Origin of the sequence: Cyanobacterium sp. IPPAS B-1200 (genome assembly GCF_001747005.2) — a bacterium.
Taxonomy (GTDB): domain Bacteria; phylum Cyanobacteriota; class Cyanobacteriia; order Cyanobacteriales; family Cyanobacteriaceae; genus Cyanobacterium.
In genome coordinates this window covers 910133-932568 of sequence record NZ_CP182899.1, presented here as the reverse complement: position 1 = coordinate 932568, position 22436 = coordinate 910133, and the positions used below count along the sequence as shown (strand labels likewise).

21 protein-coding genes are annotated in these 22436 nt (G+C 37.1%); 12 read left to right on the top strand and 9 right to left on the bottom strand.

What is annotated here, in order from left to right; all coding sequences use genetic code 11:
* Positions 1-117 precede the first annotated feature (117 nt).
* Positions 118-861: a metal ABC transporter ATP-binding protein gene (locus tag A5482_RS04240; protein ID WP_069789547.1), complete on the bottom strand. Its 744-nt coding sequence runs from the start codon at positions 859-861 to the stop codon at positions 118-120.
* Between the two features lie 254 nt (positions 862-1115).
* Here A5482_RS04240 and A5482_RS04235 point away from each other — a divergent pair, with 254 nt between their 5' ends.
* The gene (locus A5482_RS04235) at positions 1116-1451 is read left to right on the top strand and encodes a hypothetical protein (protein ID WP_069789546.1); all 336 of its coding nucleotides are present in this window, start codon (positions 1116-1118) and stop codon (positions 1449-1451) included.
* Between the two features lie 190 nt (positions 1452-1641).
* On the opposite strand, the gene A5482_RS04230 is transcribed toward A5482_RS04235, so the two are convergent.
* The 3 genes from A5482_RS04230 to A5482_RS04220 form a co-directional block, all read right to left on the bottom strand.
* Entirely contained in the window at positions 1642-1974 is a 333-nt protein-coding gene (locus tag A5482_RS04230) for an MgPME-cyclase complex family protein (RefSeq protein WP_069789545.1), read from the bottom strand.
* Between the two features lie 104 nt (positions 1975-2078).
* Positions 2079-2591, bottom strand: coding sequence for a hypothetical protein (locus tag A5482_RS04225; protein WP_069789544.1), 513 nt, complete (start codon positions 2589-2591; stop codon positions 2079-2081).
* Positions 2592-2630: 39 nt separating this feature from the next.
* Positions 2631-3602, bottom strand: a complete 972-nt coding sequence (locus A5482_RS04220; RefSeq protein ID WP_069789543.1) for a CobW family GTP-binding protein — start codon at positions 3600-3602, stop codon at positions 2631-2633.
* Positions 3603-3955: 353 nt separating this feature from the next.
* On the opposite strand from A5482_RS04220, the gene A5482_RS04215 reads away from it, so the two are divergent.
* The 5 genes from A5482_RS04215 (at position 3956) to A5482_RS04195 (ending at position 8296) form a co-directional block, all read left to right on the top strand.
* A complete protein-coding gene (locus A5482_RS04215; RefSeq protein WP_069789542.1) occupies positions 3956-4186 on the top strand; it encodes a type II toxin-antitoxin system CcdA family antitoxin in 231 nt (76 codons plus the stop codon).
* A gap of 207 nt (positions 4187-4393) precedes the next feature.
* On the top strand, positions 4394-6061 hold the full coding sequence (locus A5482_RS04210) for a sensor histidine kinase (RefSeq protein WP_242411879.1): 1668 nt from the start codon (positions 4394-4396) through the stop codon (positions 6059-6061).
* A 49-nt stretch (positions 6062-6110) separates the two neighbouring features.
* Positions 6111-7103, top strand: coding sequence for a pentapeptide repeat-containing protein (locus tag A5482_RS04205; protein ID WP_069789540.1), 993 nt, complete (start codon positions 6111-6113; stop codon positions 7101-7103).
* Between the two features lie 99 nt (positions 7104-7202).
* Positions 7203-7733 (top strand): DUF2808 domain-containing protein, encoded by a 531-nt coding sequence (locus A5482_RS04200; RefSeq protein ID WP_069789539.1) that lies wholly within the window; start codon positions 7203-7205, stop codon positions 7731-7733.
* A gap of 104 nt (positions 7734-7837) precedes the next feature.
* Positions 7838-8296: a DUF2996 domain-containing protein gene (locus A5482_RS04195; RefSeq protein ID WP_069789538.1), complete on the top strand. Its 459-nt coding sequence runs from the start codon at positions 7838-7840 to the stop codon at positions 8294-8296.
* Positions 8297-8409: 113 nt separating this feature from the next.
* Here A5482_RS04195 and A5482_RS04190 read toward each other — a convergent pair whose 3' ends face one another.
* The 3 genes from A5482_RS04190 to A5482_RS04180 all read right to left on the bottom strand — a co-directional run bounded on the left by A5482_RS04190 (position 8410) and on the right by A5482_RS04180 (position 10430).
* Entirely contained in the window at positions 8410-9237 is an 828-nt protein-coding gene (locus A5482_RS04190) for an SAM-dependent methyltransferase (RefSeq protein WP_069789537.1), read from the bottom strand.
* 77 nt (positions 9238-9314) lie between these two features.
* Entirely contained in the window at positions 9315-9821 is a 507-nt protein-coding gene (locus A5482_RS04185; RefSeq protein ID WP_242411878.1) for a response regulator, read from the bottom strand.
* 186 nt (positions 9822-10007) lie between these two features.
* Positions 10008-10430, bottom strand: a complete 423-nt coding sequence (locus tag A5482_RS04180) for a DUF3750 domain-containing protein (RefSeq protein WP_069789536.1) — start codon at positions 10428-10430, stop codon at positions 10008-10010.
* A 130-nt stretch (positions 10431-10560) separates the two neighbouring features.
* On the opposite strand from A5482_RS04180, the gene hetL reads away from it, so the two are divergent.
* On the top strand, positions 10561-11286 hold the full coding sequence (hetL, locus tag A5482_RS04175) for a heterocyst differentiation pentapeptide repeat protein HetL (protein WP_069789535.1): 726 nt from the start codon (positions 10561-10563) through the stop codon (positions 11284-11286).
* Between the two features lie 204 nt (positions 11287-11490).
* Here the strand turns inward: hetL and A5482_RS04170 are convergent, their stop codons facing one another.
* Positions 11491-11886 carry an ArsR/SmtB family transcription factor gene (locus tag A5482_RS04170; protein WP_446684809.1) on the bottom strand — a complete coding sequence of 132 codons (396 nt, stop codon included), beginning with the start codon at positions 11884-11886 and terminating at the stop codon, positions 11491-11493.
* 371 nt (positions 11887-12257) lie between these two features.
* Here A5482_RS04170 and A5482_RS04165 point away from each other — a divergent pair, with 371 nt between their 5' ends.
* Both A5482_RS04165 and glgB read left to right on the top strand, forming a co-directional pair.
* Entirely contained in the window at positions 12258-14738 is a 2481-nt protein-coding gene (locus A5482_RS04165; RefSeq protein ID WP_069789533.1) for an ATP-binding protein, read from the top strand.
* Between the two features lie 49 nt (positions 14739-14787).
* A complete protein-coding gene (gene glgB, locus A5482_RS04160) occupies positions 14788-17067 on the top strand; it encodes a 1,4-alpha-glucan branching enzyme (RefSeq protein ID WP_069789532.1) in 2280 nt (759 codons plus the stop codon).
* A gap of 103 nt (positions 17068-17170) precedes the next feature.
* Here glgB and A5482_RS04155 read toward each other — a convergent pair whose 3' ends face one another.
* Positions 17171-18208: a PstS family phosphate ABC transporter substrate-binding protein gene (locus A5482_RS04155; protein WP_069789531.1), complete on the bottom strand. Its 1038-nt coding sequence runs from the start codon at positions 18206-18208 to the stop codon at positions 17171-17173.
* A 245-nt stretch (positions 18209-18453) separates the two neighbouring features.
* On the opposite strand from A5482_RS04155, the gene A5482_RS04150 reads away from it, so the two are divergent.
* From A5482_RS04150 to A5482_RS04140, 3 genes are read left to right on the top strand one after another with little or no spacing between them, the layout of a single operon-like run.
* Positions 18454-19593, top strand: a complete 1140-nt coding sequence (locus A5482_RS04150; protein WP_069789530.1) for a hypothetical protein — start codon at positions 18454-18456, stop codon at positions 19591-19593.
* Complete coding sequence (gene pstC / locus A5482_RS04145; protein WP_069789529.1) at positions 19586-21523, top strand: phosphate ABC transporter permease subunit PstC; 1938 nt, start codon at positions 19586-19588, stop codon at positions 21521-21523. The genes A5482_RS04150 and pstC overlap by 8 nt, the downstream gene beginning before the upstream one ends.
* 35 nt (positions 21524-21558) lie before the next feature.
* Positions 21559-22356: a phosphate ABC transporter ATP-binding protein gene (locus A5482_RS04140; RefSeq protein WP_069789528.1), complete on the top strand. Its 798-nt coding sequence runs from the start codon at positions 21559-21561 to the stop codon at positions 22354-22356.
* Positions 22357-22436: the final 80 nt, after the last annotated feature.

The window sequence follows — 22436 nt, the reverse complement described above, 5'->3', positions numbered from 1 at the left end:
TATGATTGTCAATTGATAATATAAATATTTTTTCTGTTTACTTTGGAGATAAGAGGGAATCAAATCAAAATTTAATCAATATTAATTATCCATTCTCAATTATCAATTCTTCATTATTTAAGCGGCCCTGTGCCCATAGAAAGAAACCCCACCACCATAGGCAAAGGAAAGATTTTCTTCTCGTAAAACCTTCTCCCTTGCACCAAAGGCAATTAAACTTTTATTAAGCAAAATTAGATCGTCAAAATTATTAATAGATTCCCCCAAGTCGTGGTTAACCACCATCACAATTTTATTACTATCAGCTAACTCCCGAAAAATATCGAAAATGATTGCTTCAGTTTTTTGATCAACTCCCACAAAAGGCTCATCAAAGAAAAATATATCAGCTTCCTGCGCCAAAGAACGGGCTAAAAATACCCTTTGTTGTTGCCCCCCTGATAATTGCCCTATGGGGCGATCGCACAAATCCCCCATGCCCACTCTCTCAAGACAACTTTGAGCCTTAACCCGACTAACGCGAGAAAAAGGACGAAACCACCCCGTTTTCTTTACCCTGCCCATCATCACCACATCCCACACCGTAGCTGGATAAGTCCAATCAATTTGGCTTCTCTGAGGCACATAGGCGACCCTATCCCGTTGTTGTGCCAAGGATTTATCCCCCCATGACACCCGACCAAATTGAGCCGAAATTAACCCCAACATCCCCTTTATTAAGGTACTTTTTCCCGCTCCGTTAGGCCCTATTATTCCTGTCACCCTGCTTGGGGCGATCGTCAAATTGATATTTCGTAGAGCTTCCACTTGACGATAACTAATGGTGAGATTTTCCACCGAAACAGGATTTAGGTTACTCATTATCTACATTACTTTAATTTATCTTTTGTGCCATTATAGCAAATAATGAAAAGATTATGAAAGATTTATTATAGAAAAATGAAAAAAAATCCCAAAAACTAAAATTAGGCAAAATTAACCTCAATTGTCAATGATCCCCATCGGAGTATAATAAACGTACTCGTTGAAAATCTAATTTTCAGACCTAAATTCATTAGATCAAAGCCTACAACTCAGGCATAGTAGAAAAAAAATTTAAAAAAGGAGCATAAGCCATGAGCGATAATTGGGAAAACCAAGACCATAACCAAGAAGAAAATCAAGAAACTTCGGCCTTAGAAGTAGCCAATAAAGCAACCGCTTTATTTCATTACAATAGACCTATTAAACCCAGTAGCCTAGAAGTGGTAAGCACTTATCAATCTGTTGGCTCTACACGTCCTATTACCAAATCTCATCTGAATGTTAGAAATACTCTAGTATTATCAGGTTCAAGACCAATTACCGCAGGGACTTTACAAATTAGCGAACAATATAATGTTATGGGTAATCGTCCTGTCGCCTCCAATGAAATTGATGATGTATTCCTTTTAATGGGCTATCTAGACTAAGAATAGCAAAAAAACCCTCTCCTGTAGGAGAGGGCAAAAAAATTGACAATTAAAGTTGAGAAAAAGTTAATATAGCGTTTTTTATAATTATGAAATACATTTATTACTCTCAAGTCCCCCGAATTTGCGGGGGATTTAGGGGGATCAACTTGTACTCCGTAACCATGAGAATTGCTATATCTTCTTTCTACTAATTACTAGCTACCAAAGAAGCGGTAGGCTGAGGAATAGAATCGGAAGGCGCTTCAAATTCTCCAGAAAGGACATACTCTAAACGTAATTTAAGAAAAGTAATCCATTCTTTGTCCAAAGAAACCACGGCAGCGGAAGGTTGAGGACATTTAGCTTTCACCTGTGCTAATTCAGGGGCTTCTAAGAAAGCAGGTTGTTTGATAAACCAGAAATCAATCTCTTTATTTTGTTCTTTATAAAATCTGTGTCTTTCGTCTAAAACCTCATGGAGGTTTTCGTTGTCACTGGTTAAAAATTTTTCACTGGCCGCAATGTAATAATAAGTTGTCATAAATTTCGTTTCGTTTAAATAAATTGTTTTAGTAATATTGTCGAGTAATAGACTGATTTTCGTCAACAGTTAAATTTAGCTGAAGATTACTTTTTTTCAAGTTTTTATCCTTGCACAGATTCTAGGATAGCTTGTTTTTGTTCATCGTCATAACCCCAACGTAAAAGAAATTCTTGATATTCTCCTTCTTTATCAATAATGGTATTTTTCATGTGAGAAAGTTTGTTTTTTACTTGCTCAAGTTGACAAAGTTCTACTATTTTTTTTGTTCTTTGGGTCACTTTTTGAGAACTTTCTGCCATTTCTGAATCATTATTACGCATATGGGTAATTTTCATGGCTGTTGACATAGCAATGTTTTTTACTAATAATTCACTCACTATTTCTGGGGCAGATTTTAGTCCTTTAATAACACCGTTAGATGGATTATCTACTAATTGGTTTTCGTGGGTAAGATAAGTAACAAAAAAGCCCCTACTACCATTGACAGATTGCACTAAGGAGGTGACTATTTCCTCTTGTTTATCTTCTTCTAAGGTAGGTAGTTGATTGATAAATTCTTGGGTAAGGGCGATCGCACTTTCAAAACTAATATCTTTGGTGGCAATAAGATTCATAAATTATTAATTGTTTATTATTCAAAATAATTCCCTATCCTAAGCAATACAGCCTTGAAAACCTTTTCTTAATTTTTCCTCATCCAGATTACGCCCAATAAATACCAACTGACTACGGCGTTTTTCCTCTGGCTTCCAAGGGCGATCAATGGTACCATCAAAAATCATATGTACCCCCTGAAACACTAAACGCTCATCCATACCCTGACCATTGATAATACCCTTCATACGAAATATATCAATCCCTTGGGTGCGTAGCACTTCCCCTATCCACTCTTGTAACTTGTTGGTGTCAATGGGCTTATCTTCCACAATAGCAATAGAATAAACCGAATCATCATGTTCGTGGGCTTCCTCTCCCAAAAATTCGGGGTCAATTTCCAGAGCATTTTTTAAATCAAAAGCCTTTACCCCTAAAATATTATCCATTGCGATCGCACTATTTTGAGTATGATAAATTTTAGCAATCCTATTCATACCCTTGATTTTAGCCTCCAACTGCTCCAACTCTTCGGGGGAAACTAGATCAGTCTTATTAAGCAAAATTATATCAGCAAAAGCAATTTGTTCCTCCGCCTCATGGGCATCCCAATGTTGTTGGATATGTTTAGCATCAATTACCGTTACCACCGCATCAAGTAACAACTTATCTTGCATATCCTCATCCACAAAGAACGTTTGTATCACAGGAGCAGGATCAGCCAAACCCGTAGTTTCAATGACAATATGATCAAACTTGTGACGACGCTTCATCAAATTACCGATGATACGAATTAAATCCCCGCGCACCGTGCAACAAATGCAACCATTATTCATCTCGAAAATTTCTTCATCAGCATCAATCACCAATTGATTATCGATGCCCACCTCTCCATATTCATTGACAATTACCGCTACCTTTTTCCCATGCTCATGGGTGAGGATACGATTGAGTAAAGTAGTTTTTCCAGCCCCCAGATAACCTGTTAACACCGTGACAGGAATATTAGAATTATTTGTACTCGCAACCATAATTAAAAAAATATTTCATTAAACTAAATTCTATTATAATCCTTATCTTTTTTCTTCTCTTCAATAAAACCAATCTTCATAAGGGTTAGGTATGCAATGATAGAGAGTCGATAATAAAGTTTTCTCTTACCCTTTGCTTTGACTGCAACCGTACATTGTCCATGGAGAGGATATGCTATACTTGATTGATGAGTAAGGGTAAAATAATCTACAAAACAAGCTAGTTACCCTAGGAAAATTAGCCCTAGAAGCTGAAGTATCCGACAACACCTTTTAACCAATTTAAACAAAAAGAAAAAATTGGTTCACAATATAATAAATATGTAAACTTTTTTTATAAACTATTACTACCCATGAATAACGAAATATTGTCTAGTTCCCGTAGTTCTGAAAAAATAGAACTTTCCCTTCATATCGACTCAGAATTAGTAGAAAAAATTAAACATCTAAGTAACGATCCTAGCAAAATAGTGGAAACGGCTCTCAAAGAGTGGTTGAAAGGAGAAAGAAGACAAGATGATGACCTAACCCGTAGTCTCAGACGTAATCCCCCCGTACCTCCTCGGGGAGAATGGAATGATTAATTTGTTTTAATTGCATCAAAAAAATAAATGTAATCACTTAAATGATTTCTCTGATATGATGAAATGAATCTCTCTGATGTAAGTATATATATATTGATTAAATTAATTTATAAATCAATAAAGCGAAACTATTAATAATCGTCAGGTAAATAGTTTTGCCTCCATTATTTACTAGGGAGAGAATCAATCATTTTTTATGTAAAATTGATGGCATCACCAAGGATGATAGTGGAGAAAATTGAATATAATTGCCAAGACCTATCGACATTGGGGGCTGAATTAGTCTTTATTCAGGATAGGGAAGGCAAGTATGTTTCTTTTTTTTGGCAACCTGAAAAACAACCATTACTCGGTTACGAGAAACCAGAAAATAATCCTCCCCTCGATTTTTTATCTCCTGTACCTCTTAATCCTTATTTAGAAAGGGTCAAAAGGGTAATGGCAAGACGTATTCCTGAACACTGTCAGTACGTGTTGAGTTATAAAGGCAACATTTTTCCCTTTGATTTAATCATCAGTCCTATCATTAAATCAGATCAAGAAGTAGAGCAGGTACTAGTAATGGGGCATCACTTACAGTCTGAGGAATTGCCCCTCACTTCCCCTTCTTCTTTACCCCCAAATCCTGATCCTTTTCAGCGGGTTTTGACCCATATTGCTCGAAATATTCGTAGTACCCTTGATTTAGATACAATCTGGAAGCAAACCGTTGATAGTATAGGGGAGTCTCTCCAAGTTTCTCGTTGTTTATTACTTTTGCCCTCTACTCAACAAGATAGCGTAGTGGTAAAAGCAGAATATTGCATTCCCCCCTTTACCCCCCTGCTAGGTTATACCTTTACCATTGATCAATACGGTTGTTTACAGGATGCTCTAACTTCTCAAAAACCCTGTGTTTATCATGACCTCAATTACAATCATTTTCAGTGTCAATCTACCCTTGTGGTTGGTACCTTTTATCAAAAAGAATTAAATAGTATTTTAGTATTACATCAGTGCGATCGCCCCAGGCATTGGAGTAAAGGGGAATTAGAATTAATCCAAGAATTAGCAGAACAAGTGGGAACGGCGATCGCCCATGCCACCATATACAAAAAATTAGAACAAGCCAGTAAAGAAGCCAAAGAAGCATCAAGACTAAAAAGTGAATTTTTAGCCAGTACCAGCCACGAACTAAGAACTCCCCTCAATGGTATGTTAGGATTTTTACAATTAGTCCTCGACGACATGGCCGACGACAAAGAAGAAGAAAAAGAATTTATTACCCAAGCCTACAACTCAGCCCTTCACCTGCTCAACCTCATCAACGACATCCTCGACATTGCCAAAATAGAAGCCAATAAAATTGAATTCAAATTTGAACCCATCTCTCTAAATAAAATATGTCAAGAAGTAGCTAAATTTGCCCAACCCCAAGCCCTCAAAAAAAACCTCAACTTCAATATAAACCTTCCCCCAACTTACGATCCCATTCTTATCTACTCCGATGACCAAAGACTACTACAAATTTTGTTTAACCTAGTGGGAAACTCCCTCAAATTTACCCACCAAGGAGACATATCCATCAACGCCGAAATCATTTCCAAACCCATCCAATTTCGAGAGCAAAAACTACCCGGATTCGTTAAAATTACCGTAGAAGATACAGGCATAGGCGTATCCCTTGAAAAACAAGACGACCTATTCGATAAATTTTACCAAGTAGATGGATCCAGGACAAAAGCCTACGGAGGTACAGGATTAGGACTAGCCATCTCCAAAAAACTCATCGAAACCATGGGAGGGAAAATATCATTCTATAGCATGGGAGAAGACCTAGGATCCACCGTAACCCTCACCGTACCCCTTACCCAACTACCCATCATCAAAGAATAACCCCACCTCAAATCAGATAAAATCAATAATCAAACCCTCAAACACTTATATGGAAATAAACGAATTTATTGACCGCTTTTCATCAGGGGAAATAAACTTTTCCAACTCCCTTTTAGCAGGAATTGACTTAACAGGCGCCGACTTAATCGGCATCATCCTCGAAAACGCCAATCTACAAAAATCCAACTTCACCTTCAGCTATCTCAGCCGTGCTAACTTCCATAATGCCAACCTAGTGGAAACTAACTTTAGTGGGGCAAACCTCAACCAAGCCAACTTTGTAGGAGCAAACCTTCACCGTGCCGAATTCCATGGCGCCATCCTCCAAAAAGCAGACTTTAGAAATAGTCAACTAACCCTTGCCAACCTCCTCGATGCCAACCTCATCGAAGCAGACTTCAGAAACGCCGACTTAAATAACGCCAACCTCAAGGGGGCTTGTTTGCGAGGCGCTAATCTGCGACAAGAAAAAAGAAGTAATGGAGTAAATCTTATCGGTGCAAACCTAGATAAAGCAGACTTAAGAGGCTCAGACTTAAAAGGGGCAAACCTCAAAGGAGCAAGTTTAATCGGTGCTAATTTGCGAGATGCCAACCTACGGGGAGCAGATTTAACAGGGGCAACCCTCACAGAAGCTAACCTTAACGGAGCTTTTTTAACCGATGCTCAATGTATTGGAGCGAAATTTATCGGCGCTAATTTATCCAACGCCAAAATGGAAAGGGCAAATATGACGGATGCTGAATTAACCATGGTTAACATGGATAGTGCCTCCATGCCAGAAGCCAAATTTATTCGTACTAATTTAGTTCAGGCAAACATGACTTTTGCAAGGATGAATCGGGCTGATTTTAGTCGCTCTAACCTTTATGGAGCAATTTTACGCAACGCCTCCCTAATGGAAGTATTTTTTGCCCGTACCAATTTAAGCTCGTCCGATATGACTAATGCCAATTTGATTGGGGCTGATTTAAGTAGTGCCAACATCCTTAATGTTAACTTTGAAGGGGCTATTATGCCCGACGGTCAAGTTTATCATTAAAAATGGAACTATTTATCCCCATACTGTCGTCATAGGACATAGTTTGTTACAGTAAAGATGATTTTTATTAATTAATGGAATTAGAAATTTACACCATATATGAAACCTTTTAAATTAACTACTAAGCGTTTGATGGCCGCCCTAGCAATATCGACCTCCTTTTTGCTAGGAATACCTTATATGGTAATGGCTCAAGGACAGGGTTTAGTCTTGTTTAGCGGCATCGAGAGAGAAAATCTCTTAAGACGTAATTTTGATTTTGGTAATAGAGCAGGAAATTGGGAAAGGTATCGTCTGACAATGCCAGGGGATAGATTAACCGATGGAGTTTCCAGATTATATGTCACCTACCCCGAATCCTTTACTGGTAAGTTTGATACGGATGCCATTGAAGTTCGTTTGAATAATCAAGCCCTTCCTTTACAAGAGGTTATTTGGGATAAAGAAAGTAGTTTTATCGAAATTGTCTTAGAAGAGCCTTTTTTGGAAACTAGAGATCTCGAAATTGTCATGTCCAATGTTTATAATCCCCGTTTTGGTGGTACTTTTTATTTTCATGGACAAACTCTATCAGCGGGGCAAGTGCCTATTCGCTTATATGTGGGTACTTGGATTGTGACGGTTAATTAGTATTTTGGCGACGGGAAAATTATCTGTGGGGTGTTACCCCAACTTTTTGTGCCGATCGCCCTATACTATACTTATTATTAACTGTAGCTATTTAACATAAATCCATGACAGAAGAAAATAAGGCAAATTCTACTCCAGAAAAAGTAAATACCGCCGAGAAAAAACCCCCCGCTAAAAAAAAGGAAAAACCCCCCGCCATTGAAGATAAACCTTTTACTGAGTTTATGGAGCAACATTTCACTCCCTCTCTCAAGGATGCTTTTGCTAGTAAGGGTATTGATGAGATTGAGTTAGCCCTCAAAAAGGAAAAAATTCCTGTTTTGGGTTTAGAAAGTAATCCTGATTGTTGGCAGTTACAAGGAAAATGGTCTAATCGCACCTTTGCTATTTACTTTATTGATGAGGATATAAAGGGACAAAAAGCATTTACTTGTACCATTGATAGTGAACAGCCTAGCACCCTTGAATCATTCATGATTGACGAGCGCCGAGTAAATTTAGACCTTTTGGTTTTATACACTTTACAGCGTTTGAATGGTCAAAAGTGGCTCACCAGAAACTAATTAGGTGTTAGGTATTAGGTGTTAGGTGTCAACAATTGACCATGGATAACTAATAATCAATTGTTCACACTTTATCATATCTTTGTTATGATTATAAAGCCTTTTTTTCTTTACTATTCAGTGGGCTTAAAAACTAATATTTGATAGCTAATTAGATTAAATAAACTAAAAATTTCTAGTCCTTTTGCTGTTAATAAATCATTAAAATCATCAATGATAATTTTGTTAATTGCCGGATAAGTTGGTTGTACGTTTTTGTTAATATCAACCACTTTATCTAGGGTAAATCCTGTTTTTTCAGCAATTTCTCTATAGGTTTTTACATCAATAAAAGCGACTTCGCTAGTTGCCTTTGAGCCATAGGTATCAGTAATTAAACGACTTAGGATATTTTTTTCAAACCAAGTCCAAGTTTGGATAATCGTGGGGTTAATGATGAAGTCCACCACTATTAATTGACCATCCTTTTTGATGTTTCTTTTTACCCCCTCAAAGAATTTTTCTCGACTCGGAAAGGCAAAAATACACTCAAGGGCGATCGCAACGTCAAACAAAGAGTTAAAATTAGGTAAATTACAAGCATTAGCTTCTATAAACTCAATGTCATTATTTCCCCTCGGCTGAATCACCTCAGAAGCCCTTTTCACCTGCACCCCATCAATATTTACCCCTCGCAACTGCAAATTATCAAAACTATCATTTAAAAGACTGATAGTGCCTCCAAAACCGCATCCAGCATCCAAAATTTTATCTCCATTCTTAACCCCCGCAGTGTCAATCACCAACCGAGATAAATTATTTGCAGCCACCGCAAAATCTTCCAAACTACCATCCGCCGAGGAAGGATTTTCCCAATAACCCCAGTGGATATGTTTCCCAAAAGCCTTTTCTAACTCCTTATCCTCGGAAAAACGCTCAACCAAAGCATCAAAATAACCCATAAATATTCTTTTCTTTATCCAATCAAATTCACTTAATTATAGACAAGAACAAAAACTAAATAACAACTCCATTGATATTAGGCACAAACCGCCGACTTCATATCCTCCAACTGCTTTTGAAGAGTCAAAATTTTCTGCTGTTGTTTTCTAATGGTAATCTGGGTATTCACCCGACGCAACAACTCAGGCTTCCGAAAAGGCTTTGTCACATAGTCATCTGCCCCCAACTCAAAAGCCTCAATCAAATGATGTTCCTCTTGACTAGCGGTTAAAAATATAATGGGAATATCCCGATAATCAGGATTAGACTTCACCCTCTGGCAAACCTCCAAACCATTCAAATCAGGCATCATTAAATCTAACAGAATTAAATCAGGAGTCAAAACTGTTAATCTTTCCAAGGCATCCCTACCACTGATGGCAAAACTGGTTTGATAACCCTTTGCTTCTAAAATATAAGTCAATAACTTTAAATTTGCTTTCAAATCATCCACAATTAAGATAAGACTTTTTTCTTTACCCAAGTTTTCTGAATTATTCATCCCGACGACATCTCCAACATCACTACTTATATAATGAATCATTTTTGATCATAAGAAACCTAAACGTTGTAATAATTAACCTCTGGATATTGCTCAATTTAAAAATGATTTGTAGTTTAGGTGGGGAATTAGGAATGGACAATAGTAACAATGTTTGATAGTGTTTCTTAGCATCATTAAGCAACCCTACCTAGCAATCTAAAAATAGTTTGGTTAAATAACTACCTATCATCGTAATTCACAATATCTTTTGCCGATGCCTTTTCTACCCAAAGAATAATCAACCTCAGCTTTATCCAACACCCATGCCACATAAGTGTTACTATTAGGGCCTGGAAAATAGCGGTAAACATAACAATAGGGGTAATTATCTTTACTCTCTTCAATTACCCTAATTAATTTTTCAGCGGTTTTTCCATGCCACGTATATTCTCGACAACTCTCACCATTACCCACTCCATTATATGCCCCCATCAAATTTTGATGTAAATGTCCCCAGTTTTCACCACCTCTATTCCTATTTTGCCATATTTCCCAACGATCGCACTTAGTTGTATTATGAACTATTACAAACCAATAATGCACCGCTATAAAACCAATATAAGGAATTTTTGCCAGTCTTAACTCAACCTGTCTCGTCTTCCCATTCACCTGTTAAACTACCTCAAAACTAGATACTCTCAAAATTTCTTCACAACCTTTTCAAGTTATACTAATATTGTCAAGCCATCCCCTCAGTACCTTTAAACCCTCCCTATTTTACTGTAATCATTACTAAATAATGAATTTATCCATAGAAAGAATTTTTAATAAATATAGTCAAGGAGAAAGAGATTTTTCCCACATCAATCTCATCGATGCAGAAATTATTAAGGCTAACCTTTCAGGAAGTAATTTTTCCCATGGTGATTTACGACAATCAAGATTAGGGCAAACAGACTTTAGCCAGAGTAACTTTAGCCATGCAAATTTGAGTGAAGCTATTTTGTGGGGGACAAATTTTAATCAGGGTAATTTAAAAGAAGCCCGTTTTCGGGATGCTGATTTGAGTAATGCCCATTTTATGGAAAGTAACCTAGAAGGGGCAAATTTTTTAAAAGCCATCGTTAGCGGCGTTGATTTTCAACGGGCAAATTTGAGTAATGTTATGGCTATATATGCAGATTTTCGCATTTCTTCTGATTATCGAACTAATTTAAGTAATGCAAATTTGAGTAATGCAGATTTAAGTTATAGTCTTTTATCCCAAGCCCTTTTATATGGTGCTAATTTAGACGGGGCAAAGTTATGTCGAGCGCACCTAGGCAAAAGAAATTATAACCACAGCAATTTAGTTACAGATTTGAGTAATGCCAGTTTACAAGGGGCAGACTTGAGTTATGCCGATTTGACAGGGGCTATTTTGGTGGGTGCAAATCTTCGAGATGCTGATTTGACAGGGGCGATTTTAGATAGTGCAATCCTCACAGATGCTATTATGCCCCATGGCGAAGTTTTTTCGGATTAATGATTATTGCTTTTTTATTACAATTTGTTAAAAAAATCGCCTTTTTTATTGACTTTTATCTTTTATTGGGCGATGATAGAAATGTGTTTTATATAATAGGAATCTGACCGTTTATATTTATTTTTTCAAAGCCTCCCATTATCTAAATAATAACATATAATCCCGCTGCCGTCCACAAAAAAAGGCTTGAAAATCGGCAATTTCTTAATTTTTTTTCTGTTGAGCTAGGGTAATATTACGGAATTTGAGGGCTTGTTTTTCCATTTTCTCGGCAAGGTGGTTACAAACAAGATGGGATAGTTCAAAAATAAGGGAATCTTCGATGTAGTAATAAGCTGATGTGCCTTCGGGGCGACGATTGATAATACCCCCTTGAAGCATAATTTTTAAATGTTTTGAAACGTTAGCTTGACTGGTTTTAGTGATTTCCACCAATTCTTGAACACATTTTTCTTCCTCTCCCAGTAGGTTTAGTATCTGCAAACGCATGGGATTACTTAATATATTAAAATATTCTGCAACTTGTTCTAAGACTTCTGGGGGAACTGAATTTGCGATCGCCATTAAACCAGCATGAGAGTACACCGTATATTTTACCACCGAGAGAGACTTACGTGAAATTTGTGCAAAGAAATATCATGGAGATTATATCTGAGAAAAATAAATAAAACTTCATGATAATTAATGTTTTTTAACAAAATATTTTTTAGGAATCAGAGGTATTATAATTGTCATAATAAATAATAAAAAAGTGTAATTCTCTGACAAAAGTAACAAAAAAAATTGATTTTAAAACAAATACAAAACCACAAAAAAATCTATCAACAAAAATAGATTACTAATCATTGTAAGATAGAATATTTTTCGTTACAACTTTTTTAAAAACTTAATTTTATTTGATAATAATTACTCCTTAACCATGGATAAAACAGGAGAAATAGAAATAAAAGATTATATGTAAATCATAAAAAATGAATACAGATAAGAAAATTGAACACAAAAAAAATCCTCCATTTACCGAAGTAATTAAAAATCAGGCTTTAAGGGAAATAACGGCATTAACTCCTGATATAATTTTCCAATTTGTCATGGATAAAGACAATAATTATTACTTTTCCTTTGTTAGTGATGTTAGTCAAGAAATATTAGGATTAAGCCCAGAAACAATTACGGATGATGCCCAAAATTTATTTAACCTAATAGACTCTCAACAACGGAATGATTTATGGCAAATTATTTACTTATCCCGTCAATATTTACGAGATTTAAACTATAGTTTTTCGATTATTACCCCCAAGGGTAAACAAAAATATCTCAAAATACATTGTATTCCTTCCGTGGTGGAATCCGATTATGTGGTGTGGAATGGGGTGATTTCGGATATTACCATTGATAAACAACGGGAAATGGCCCTGCGGGAAAATGCCTTGTTTCAAAAGGCGGTAAATTCCATAATGACTAAGATGCGAGATAGTCTTAATTTTGAGGTAATTTGTAATACTACCTGTGATGAAGTTAGAAATATTTTAAAGTGCGATCGAGTTTCTGTCTATGGTTTTAAAGAAGATTGGGGAGGGGAATTTATTGCAGAAAGTAAAAAAGATAATCTAATATCCTTAGTAGAGCAAAATAGTCTTCGCACATGGGATGACAGCTACTTACAAGAAAACCATGGAGGGCGTTATCGTCAGGGAGAAACAACAACTATCAATAATATTTCTCAAGCAAATTTTTCCCGCTGTCATCGAGAATTGTATCAAGAATTTGAAGCGGAGGCGATGTGTATAGTGCCGATTTTTTCCCGTGATAGATTATGGGGATTATTGGCGGCTTATCATTGTGAGTCTTTTTTTTGGGTATCAAGACAGGTTAATTTGTTAAGACAAATTGCTACTCAATTGGGCATTGCTATTGAACAAGCGGAGCTTTTTTTAGAGGTGCAAAAAACTTCGGCACAGTTAAAAATAGCTAAGGAAGAAGCGGAAATTGCGAACCTTACAAAAAGTGAATTTTTAGCTAATATTAGCCATGAAATTAGAACTCCGATGAATGCTATTTTAGGTTTTTCTGATTTGTTAAAAGATTTTGTGGATGACAAGGTAGCAAAGAGTTATCTTGATTCTATTTCTAGTAGTGGGCAAACTTTACTCGCTTTAATTAATGATATTTTAGATTTGTCCAAAATTGAAGCAGGAAAAATGCAGGTGGATTATGAGGCTTTAAATGTTAGAAGTTTGTTACAAGAAATGATTAATATTTTTAAGTATCAATCGGAGATAAAAAACCTTGATTTAATCTTAGATATTAAGGAAGATTTTCCCACGGGAATTATATTTGAACCCATTAGATTAAGACAGATTTTGTTTAATTTAATTGGTAATGCTATTAAGTTCACTGAGCAAGGTTTTGTGAAGGTTTCGGCGGGTTGTTATAACGGGGAGGGGTTTGAGGTAGGGTTAAGAAATTGTGGTTTTTATATTTCCATTGAAGATAGTGGCATTGGTATCCCAGAGGAAGATATAGAGAGGGTGTTTGAGTCTTTTACTCAACAAAATGGGCAAAATAATCGTAAATATGGTGGCACGGGATTGGGGCTGACGATTACCAAAAAGCTGGTTAATATGCTTGATGGCAAAATGGAGGTGTCTAGTACGGTGGGCATTGGTAGTATTTTTACGGCTACTTTTCCTTTGGTGAGTTGTGCTCTGGTGTCTCCTTTTCCTTGTGTGTCTTTTCCTGATGATAATTTGGAACAGTTTGAGCCTTTAACTATTTTGGTGGCGGATGATGTGGCTTCTAATTTGGAGTTGATTAAAGGATTTTTTCATGGTACTCTCCATCATCTTATTTTTGCAAGGGATGGTCAAGAGGCGATCGCCAATACCCTGCGATATAAACCTCAACTAATACTCTTAGATCTAAAAATGCCTGTGTTAGATGGTATTGAAGTGGTGAAATTTTTGAAAAATAACCCTAGTACCGAAAATATTCCCATTATTATCGTCACCGCATCACCCCACGCAGAAAGTATAAAAGAAATTGCATCCTCAATATTTACGTTACTCCCTAAACCCCTTATCCGTAGCAATATTGTGGAAATTCTCAAAAAATTATTCCATGAAAATAAATCCCTCAAAAGTACCTATTTTGCCATTCCCAAACCGAAAATCAAAAATCTACCGAACCTAGACCATGGACAACGGGCAGAAATGGTCAACACCCTGATTAACAACTACCTACCCCTATGGGAAAAAGCCCAGAAGACCAAAATAACCGCTTATATCAGGGAATTTGCCCAAAATTTGACCAAAGAAGCCAAAAAGTATAATTATCAGCCTCTATGGGACTATAGCCACCATTTACAAGAACAAGTAAACTCCTTTGAAATTGATTTATTAGAGCAAACTCTCAATGATTTCCCTCATTTAATCGAATCAATCCAGAAAAACTAGGTATCATGATGACAACATATAAAAAAACCCTTTAACTGAATAAGATTAAATGCCTAGCAATATTACCAGTCAGCAAGTAGAACAAATAGTTCATAATCTACATAATGATCCCTTTGAAATATTGGGTATTCACCTTCTTTCCGAGGAGGAAGATAAAAAAACCTATGTGATAAGGGCTTATTTACCTAAGGCATCCGAAGCCTATGTTATCGCCCCAGAGCTTAGGGAAGAGTATAAGATGCGATCGCACCATCACCCCAACTTTTTTGAATGTGAAATAGAAGCCCACGAACTAAACAACTACCAACTAAAAATTAAACAAGGAGATCAAGAAAAAGTAGTCTATGATCCCTATCAATTCAAATCTAGCACCATCACCGACTACGACTTATACCTATTCCAAGAAGGAAACCACCATCGCATCTACGAAAAACTAGGCGCCCACGTCATGGAACAAAATGGCGTAAAAGGTGTTTACTTCGCCGTGTGGGCACCCAATGCCCGTAACGTTTCCATCCTCGGAGACTTCAACAGTTGGGACGGTAGAGAACATCAAATGCGTAAAATTAATAATATCGTCTGGGAGCTATTTATCCCCGAATTAGACTTCGGCACCCACTACAAATACGAAATCAAAAACTGGGAAGGACATATTTACGAAAAATCAGACCCCTTCGGCTTTGCCCAAGAAGTAAGACCAAAAACCGCCTCCATCGTTGCCGACTTAGACTCCTACCAATGGAATGACCAAGACTGGCTCGAAAAGCGCCGTAATACAGACCCCCTCACCCAACCCATCTCCGTTTATGAACTTCATATCGGCTCATGGTTACACACCTCCAGAGAACAACTTCCCAAAAACTACGGCAAACAAACCGAAGTTGTCACCGCCTCCGATGCCAAACCCGATGCCCGTTTCCTCACCTACTACGAATTAGCCGAAAGCCTCATCCCCTATATCAAACAATTAGGATACACCCACATCGAATTACTACCCATTGCCGAACATCCCTTCGATGGCTCATGGGGTTATCAAGTAACAGGATACTACGCCCCCACCTCCCGTTATGGCTCTCCCGAAGACTTGATGTATTTTATCGATCAATGTCACCTCAACGGCATCGGCGTAATTGTCGATTGGGTACCTGGACATTTCCCCAAAGATGGTCATGGACTTGCATTTTTCGATGGTACCCATTTATTTGAACATGGAGATCCTCGAAAAGGAGAACATAAAGGCTGGGGTACATTAGTATTTGACTACGGACGAAACGAAGTACGTAACTTCCTCGTTGCTAACGCCTTATTTTGGTTTGATAAATACCACATTGACGGAATCAGAGTTGATGCGGTTGCCTCCATGCTATACCTCGACTATGACCGAGAAAATGGTGAATGGGTAGCCAATGATTATGGCGGTAGGGAAAACATCGAAGCCGTGGAATTTTTACGACAGGTCAACGGAACTATTTTTAACTACTTCCCAGGTATCCTTTCCATTGCCGAAGAATCAACCTCTTGGGCTATGGTATCCCGTCCCCCCTACATGGGCGGTTTGGGCTTCAATATGAAGTGGAACATGGGCTGGATGCACGATATGCTCGACTATTTCGCCATGGATCCTTGGTTCCGCCAATTTCATCAAAATAGCATCACCTTCAGTATGTGGTATCACCACACAGAAAACTATATGTTGGCCCTATCCCATGATGAAATTGTCCACGGTAAGAGCAATATCATAGGTAAGGTACCAGGAGACGAGTGGCAAAAGTTTGCTAACATCCGTAGTTTGTTTACTTATATGTTTGCACACCCCGGCAAGAAAACCATGTTTATGAGCATGGAGTTTGGGCAATGGACGGAATGGAATGTCTGGAAGGATTTAGAATGGCACCTCCTCAATTATCAATCCCATGGACAATTGAAAGGTTTTTTTAGTAACCTTAACGCTATTTATAAGGCTGAACCCGCACTTTATGAAAGGGATTTTGAAGAAGAAGGTTTCCAGTGGATTGATTGTAGTGATAGTCGCCATAGTGTGGTTTCTTTTATTCGTCGTGCCAAGGATTCTGCTGATTTTATCCTTGTGGTTTGTAACTTTACTCCCCAACCCCATAGCCATTATCGTGTGGGAGTGCCAGAAGCTGGATTTTATAGCGAAATTTTTAACAGTGATTCTAAGGATTATGGCGGTAGTAATATGGGTAATTTAGGCGGAAAATGGACCGATGAATGGTTTTTCCATGATTATCCCCATTCCCTCGATTTATGTTTACCTCCCCTCGGTGTGCTGATGCTCAAGTTAAATCGTGATAAGTCCCCAAATTAGTAGTTTTATGGGTAGGAAAAACCTACCCAATATGGAATTTTACGATTTTTTAATGGTTAAAGGGCGATCGCCTATTATCCTCTGAAAAAAAATGTATCAACAATTAAAGTACCTCATCCAACTTAACTCCAATGGTAGAAATCTTTTCAAAAACAGAACCAGTAGTCATGTTCTGCAATCTACTTTTTGCCCTATCATAAACCGAAGCGGATAATTCAATTTGTCCCGCTTCCCTAACTAATTCAGAATTTTCTTGGGTTAAGTAAAAATCAACAAAAGCCTTTACCTCTGGACGTTCAAGGGAAGTTGTTTTAACATAAATAAATAGAGGACGAGCGAGGGGTTGATAAATACCTGCCTCCACATTGGCAACACTAGGCTCAATACAACCATCTCCACCATCATTAGAATCTTCATTATCCAATGCTACTGCCCTAAGTTGATCTAAATTTTCGTCTAGGTAAGATAAACCAAAATAACCGATGCCACCGACATCACTAGTCACCCCTTGCACAATGACATTATCATCTTCCGTCGCCGTAATATCTCCCCTACTCAAACCTTCCTCACCGTTGACAGCTTCAGTGAAATAATCAAAAGTACCAGAATCAGTACCAGGAGCATATAAACTCAAAGGTACATCGGGAAATCCTTCCCTCACTTGACTCCAATTATTAATCACCCCCTGAGACTCAGGACTCCATATAGTCTGCAATTCATCAGCAGTAAGACAAACAGCCCAGTCATTTTCTTTATTAACCACCACCGAGAGGGCATCAAAGGCAACGGGTAATTCGATAAATTCCACCCCATTTTGATTACATTGTTCTATTTCTTCTGCTTTGATAGGCCGTGAAGCGTTAGAAATATCCGTTTCTCCTGCGCAAAATTTACTCAATCCTCCCCCGCTGCCAGAAATACCGATAGCAATACGCACATTAGGATTATCTCCCTCAAACTCCTCACTGACTATCTCGGTAATAGGATAAACCGTTGATGAACCATCAATGGCAATGTCACCCGTTAAACCACTACTACCACTCACCGAAGAGTCGTTGGCACATCCAGCTAATCCAGCGGCAAAGATTAAAGAGACGGTCAAACCACTTCTTAATAAACTATTACTGTTATTAATAATCATAATATTCTGTATATTTGTCAATATATATTTAACTAATAATTCCCCTTTCTAATAAAACATAAAATCATTCATAATAAATTAACAGAAGGTTAAGATCATAGCTATATTATCTCCGTAAAAATACTGAATAACGGTTTTTTATGGTTATTAAGTTAAGAAAAGATTAAGACAAATAAAGTTGAAAAAAAGTAGTTTATTTTTTACAATAAACCTATGTAAATAAATGAGCAATTCTGCTAAATGATATGCCCCCTAAATCGAATACTGTGGAGAGGAAAAATATTCTAGCCGAGTTACCCCTTGATAATTATCGAGTTGAGGTAAACGTTTTAACTAATCTAGTTGAGAATCATCTTTTAGCAAATCCTACTCTTTCAGGATTTTTTGTAGTAGAGGGTAGAGAAATTTTAGGGGTTATACCCAGACAAAAGTTTTTTGAAATCATGAGTCGGGAATATGCTAGAGACATCTATGCTAAGCGCCCCATTAAATTATTTCTAAACAACTATGATTATCAATCTTTAAAAATAGATATTTCTACGGAAATAAATGAGGCCGTACAAAAGGCATTAACTCGCCCTCCGAAACAAATTTATAGTCCTATTGTGGTGACAGAAAATGGTAATGAAGTGGGAATGTTGGAATTAAGTTCTTTGATTTTAGCTCAAGCCCAGATGTTTTCTAGTATTAATGAAACGTTAGTTTCTCAAGAAAAAGATTTGAGGCGTTATGCTCAAAAAATAGAACGAGAAAAGGAGAAGGTGAAGGAATATTCTCAACAGTTAGAAGAACAACAAGTTAATCTAAAAACCAGTAATAGTCTCTTAAAAACTCAAACTCAAAAATTAGAGTTACAAAAGGAGGAGTTATCCAAACAAAGTAAAGAGATAAATCTTCTCAATCAGAGTTTTAATGAATTAGGTTCGTTACTTTCTAAAAAGGGTAAAACTACTTTTAATTCCCTTGAGAATAGTATCAAATCAATTATTGAGTTTACTTCAGAAGTTGCTCAGATTTGTGATAGTTTTCGAGAAAAATTTAAGGGTATCGATAAAAGTACTTTCTTAATTGAAAGAATTAGTAAAAAAGTAGATAATTTATCTCATCAAGTTGCCATTATTTCAGCTAGTTTACCTGCTGATAATAGTCGTTCTAGCTCTTTTAATATCATTGCAGATGAAATTGCGGCTTTAGGAAATCAAATAACTGAGGCAAATACTACTATTAATAGTATGGCACAACAGTTAAAGCCAGAAATCAAATTTTTGCTAAAAATTTCTGAAAAAAATAAAACTGTAGTTAAAAAACTAGAGCGTGATTCCCTCGGTACTCAATCAGCTTTAAGCTCTCTCGAAAATTTAATAGAAAAGGGGAAACATGATTAAACAAGTTGATTATAAAAAAAGTTTTAGTGTTGATAATTTTCCTAGTATTATTTCAGAATTTATTATCACTATTTTGGGTTTCATTCCCATTTTGATTACCTTTGGTATTGTGGGTATTTTTCTTTTTGAAACTTGGGAGTTTTTTAGGGAAGTATCTATTTTTGAATTTTTAACTAGCACCGAGTGGACTCCTAATTTCTCCAATCCCCAATTTGGCATAATTGTTTTACTTGCAGGAACTTTTTTGGTGACTGTTATTGCTTTGTTAGTGGCTATTCCCATCGGCATTTTGGGTGCTGTTTATCTGTCGGAGTATGCCCCTAAAAATATGAAAAGGTTTCTAAAAATAGCGATGGAATCTTTGGGGGGTATTCCTGGGGTTGTTTATGGTTATTTTGCGTTGCTTTTTCTCACTCCTTTGTTAAGAAATACTCTGTTTCCTAATATGGGGGGTTTTAATGCGTTGAGTGCGGGAATTTGCGTGGGGATTTTGATTATTCCGATTATTTCGTCTCTCACCGAAGATGCTTTGAGTATAATTTCTGATGATTTACGCAATTCTGCCTATGCCCTCGGTTTCACTCGTTTGGAAATGATTTATAAGGTGTTGTTACCTTTGGCTTATCCTGCCATTCTTTCTTCTTTTACTTTGGCGACTTCTGTAGCACTGGGTGAGACAATGATAGTTGCGATCGCATCTGGGCAAAGACCAAATTTAACGCTAAATCCCTTAGAATCTATAGAAACAATTACTTCATTTATTATTAAAGTAAGTTTAGGTTCGGTTCAATTTGAATCACTTTTATTCAAAACTATTTTTACATTAGGTTTCCTTTTATTTGTAATTACTTTTAGTCTCAATAGCATTAGTTATTGGCTACAAAATAAATCAGAAAAGCAACTATTTTCTTTTAGTAAAAGTGTTACTAAATTAGCTCAAGAAGAATTGACAAATGCCAACGTCGATGTAAATTCTATTCCTTCTTTTTATCCTTCTGCCAATAGTGAAAAAAGTAAAAAAAGGCAACCCATTGTTAACCCCGATTTAGATGCACCCATTTCCAATGTTCGGCTATGGTGCGATCGCATTTTTACCATTTTGGCATTTTTAGGAGCAAGTTTTGGTATTGTTTTTATCACCATCTTTTTATGGAATTTATCTCAGACAGGGTTAGAAAAAATCAACTGGGCATTTTTAACTAGCTTTGCATCCCGCCGTGCGGAAGACTCAGGAATATTATCCGCCCTAGTAGGTAGCCTCTGGCTGTTTATCTTATCCCTAGTGATGGTAATTCCCTTGGGGGTAGGCAGTGCCATTTACCTAGAAGAATATCGTAAAAATAAACGCATTGATAACATTCTCGAAATCAGCATCGCCAACCTTGCCTCCATTCCCTCCATTCTTTATGGCTTATTGGGTTTAGAGATTTTTGTGCGCTGGATGCGCCCCATCACAGGAGGCCCCACCATTCTATCAGGGGCGTTGGTGTTAACGGTAATGAGTTTACCCACCCTCATCATTGCCAGTCGTAGTGCCATAAAAAGCAGTAGTAAACGCCTAAGAAGTGGGGGTTATGCCCTAGGAATGTCCAAACAACAGGTATTAAGGAAACTTATTCTTCCTTCTGCCCTCCCCGGAATTTTAACAGGAGTAATCCTTTCTCAAACCAGAGCATTAGCCGAAACAGCTGCCCTCATTGGAGTTGGGGTTGCCGCTTCCGTGCGTTTTTTACCCCCCTTATCTTGGGAAGGATTACAGAGTAGTTATACAACCTTACCAGTACAAATTTTTAACTGGTTACAAAATCCTAGTGCCGAGGTGCAACAGTTAGCCGCTGCAGCCACCATTGTTTTAGTAGTAATTTTGATTGTTTTAAACTTGTTCTCGGTACTTATTCGAGAGTATTTTAACAATATTCAACGTAATTAATATCTTAATTAAATTAATAGCAAAAGAGAGGATTTATGGAAAATTTAAACAGTATTATCACCGTCCAAAACTTATCTGTCTATCATGAAAATATACCTTTATTATTAGGGGTGAATTTAGAAATTGCTGAAAACAAAGTAACAGGCATTATTGGTCGCTCAGGCTCTGGAAAAAGTATGTTATTAAGATGTTTTAATCGTCTTAATGACTTAATGGAAGGTATTCGGGTTGAGGGTAAAGTTTATTTTCGGAATCAAAATATTTATACCTCCCAAATTCAACCCATTCAGCTTAGACGCCGTATTGGCATGGTATTTCAACGCCCTACCCCTTTTCCTACTTCCATTTATGAAAATATTGCCATGGGGTTAAAAGTCAATGGTTTCCGTCAAAATCTTGATGAAATTGTCGAGGATTCCCTCAAACGGGTGGGATTATGGCAAGAAGTGAAAAACAATCTCCGTAAAAATGCCATGCTATTATCGGGAGGGCAAAAGCAACGATTATGTATTGCAAGGGCGATCGCCCTTCAACCAGAAGTGATATTATTAGATGAACCATGTTCAGCATTAGACCCCATTTCTACCTTAGAAATAGAAAACTTGATATATGAGCTAAAAGATGACTATACCATCATCATGAGCGCCCATGACCTCAAACAAATAGCTAGGGTATGCGATGACGTGATTTACCTTGACGTAAGAGACAATCAACTGGGGCAAAGAGTCGGTTTTGTACTCGAACAAAATTCTGTAGAAAAAATCTTCCTTAGCCCAGAGCAATCAGAAACCCGTAACTATACCCGTGGTGTTATGCTTGAAGTAGATTCATAACACAAACACATCACGACAAGGGGTATAAAACTTATTTTTGTTCAATTTAGTTGTTTTACTTTTGATACCAAATAGACAAT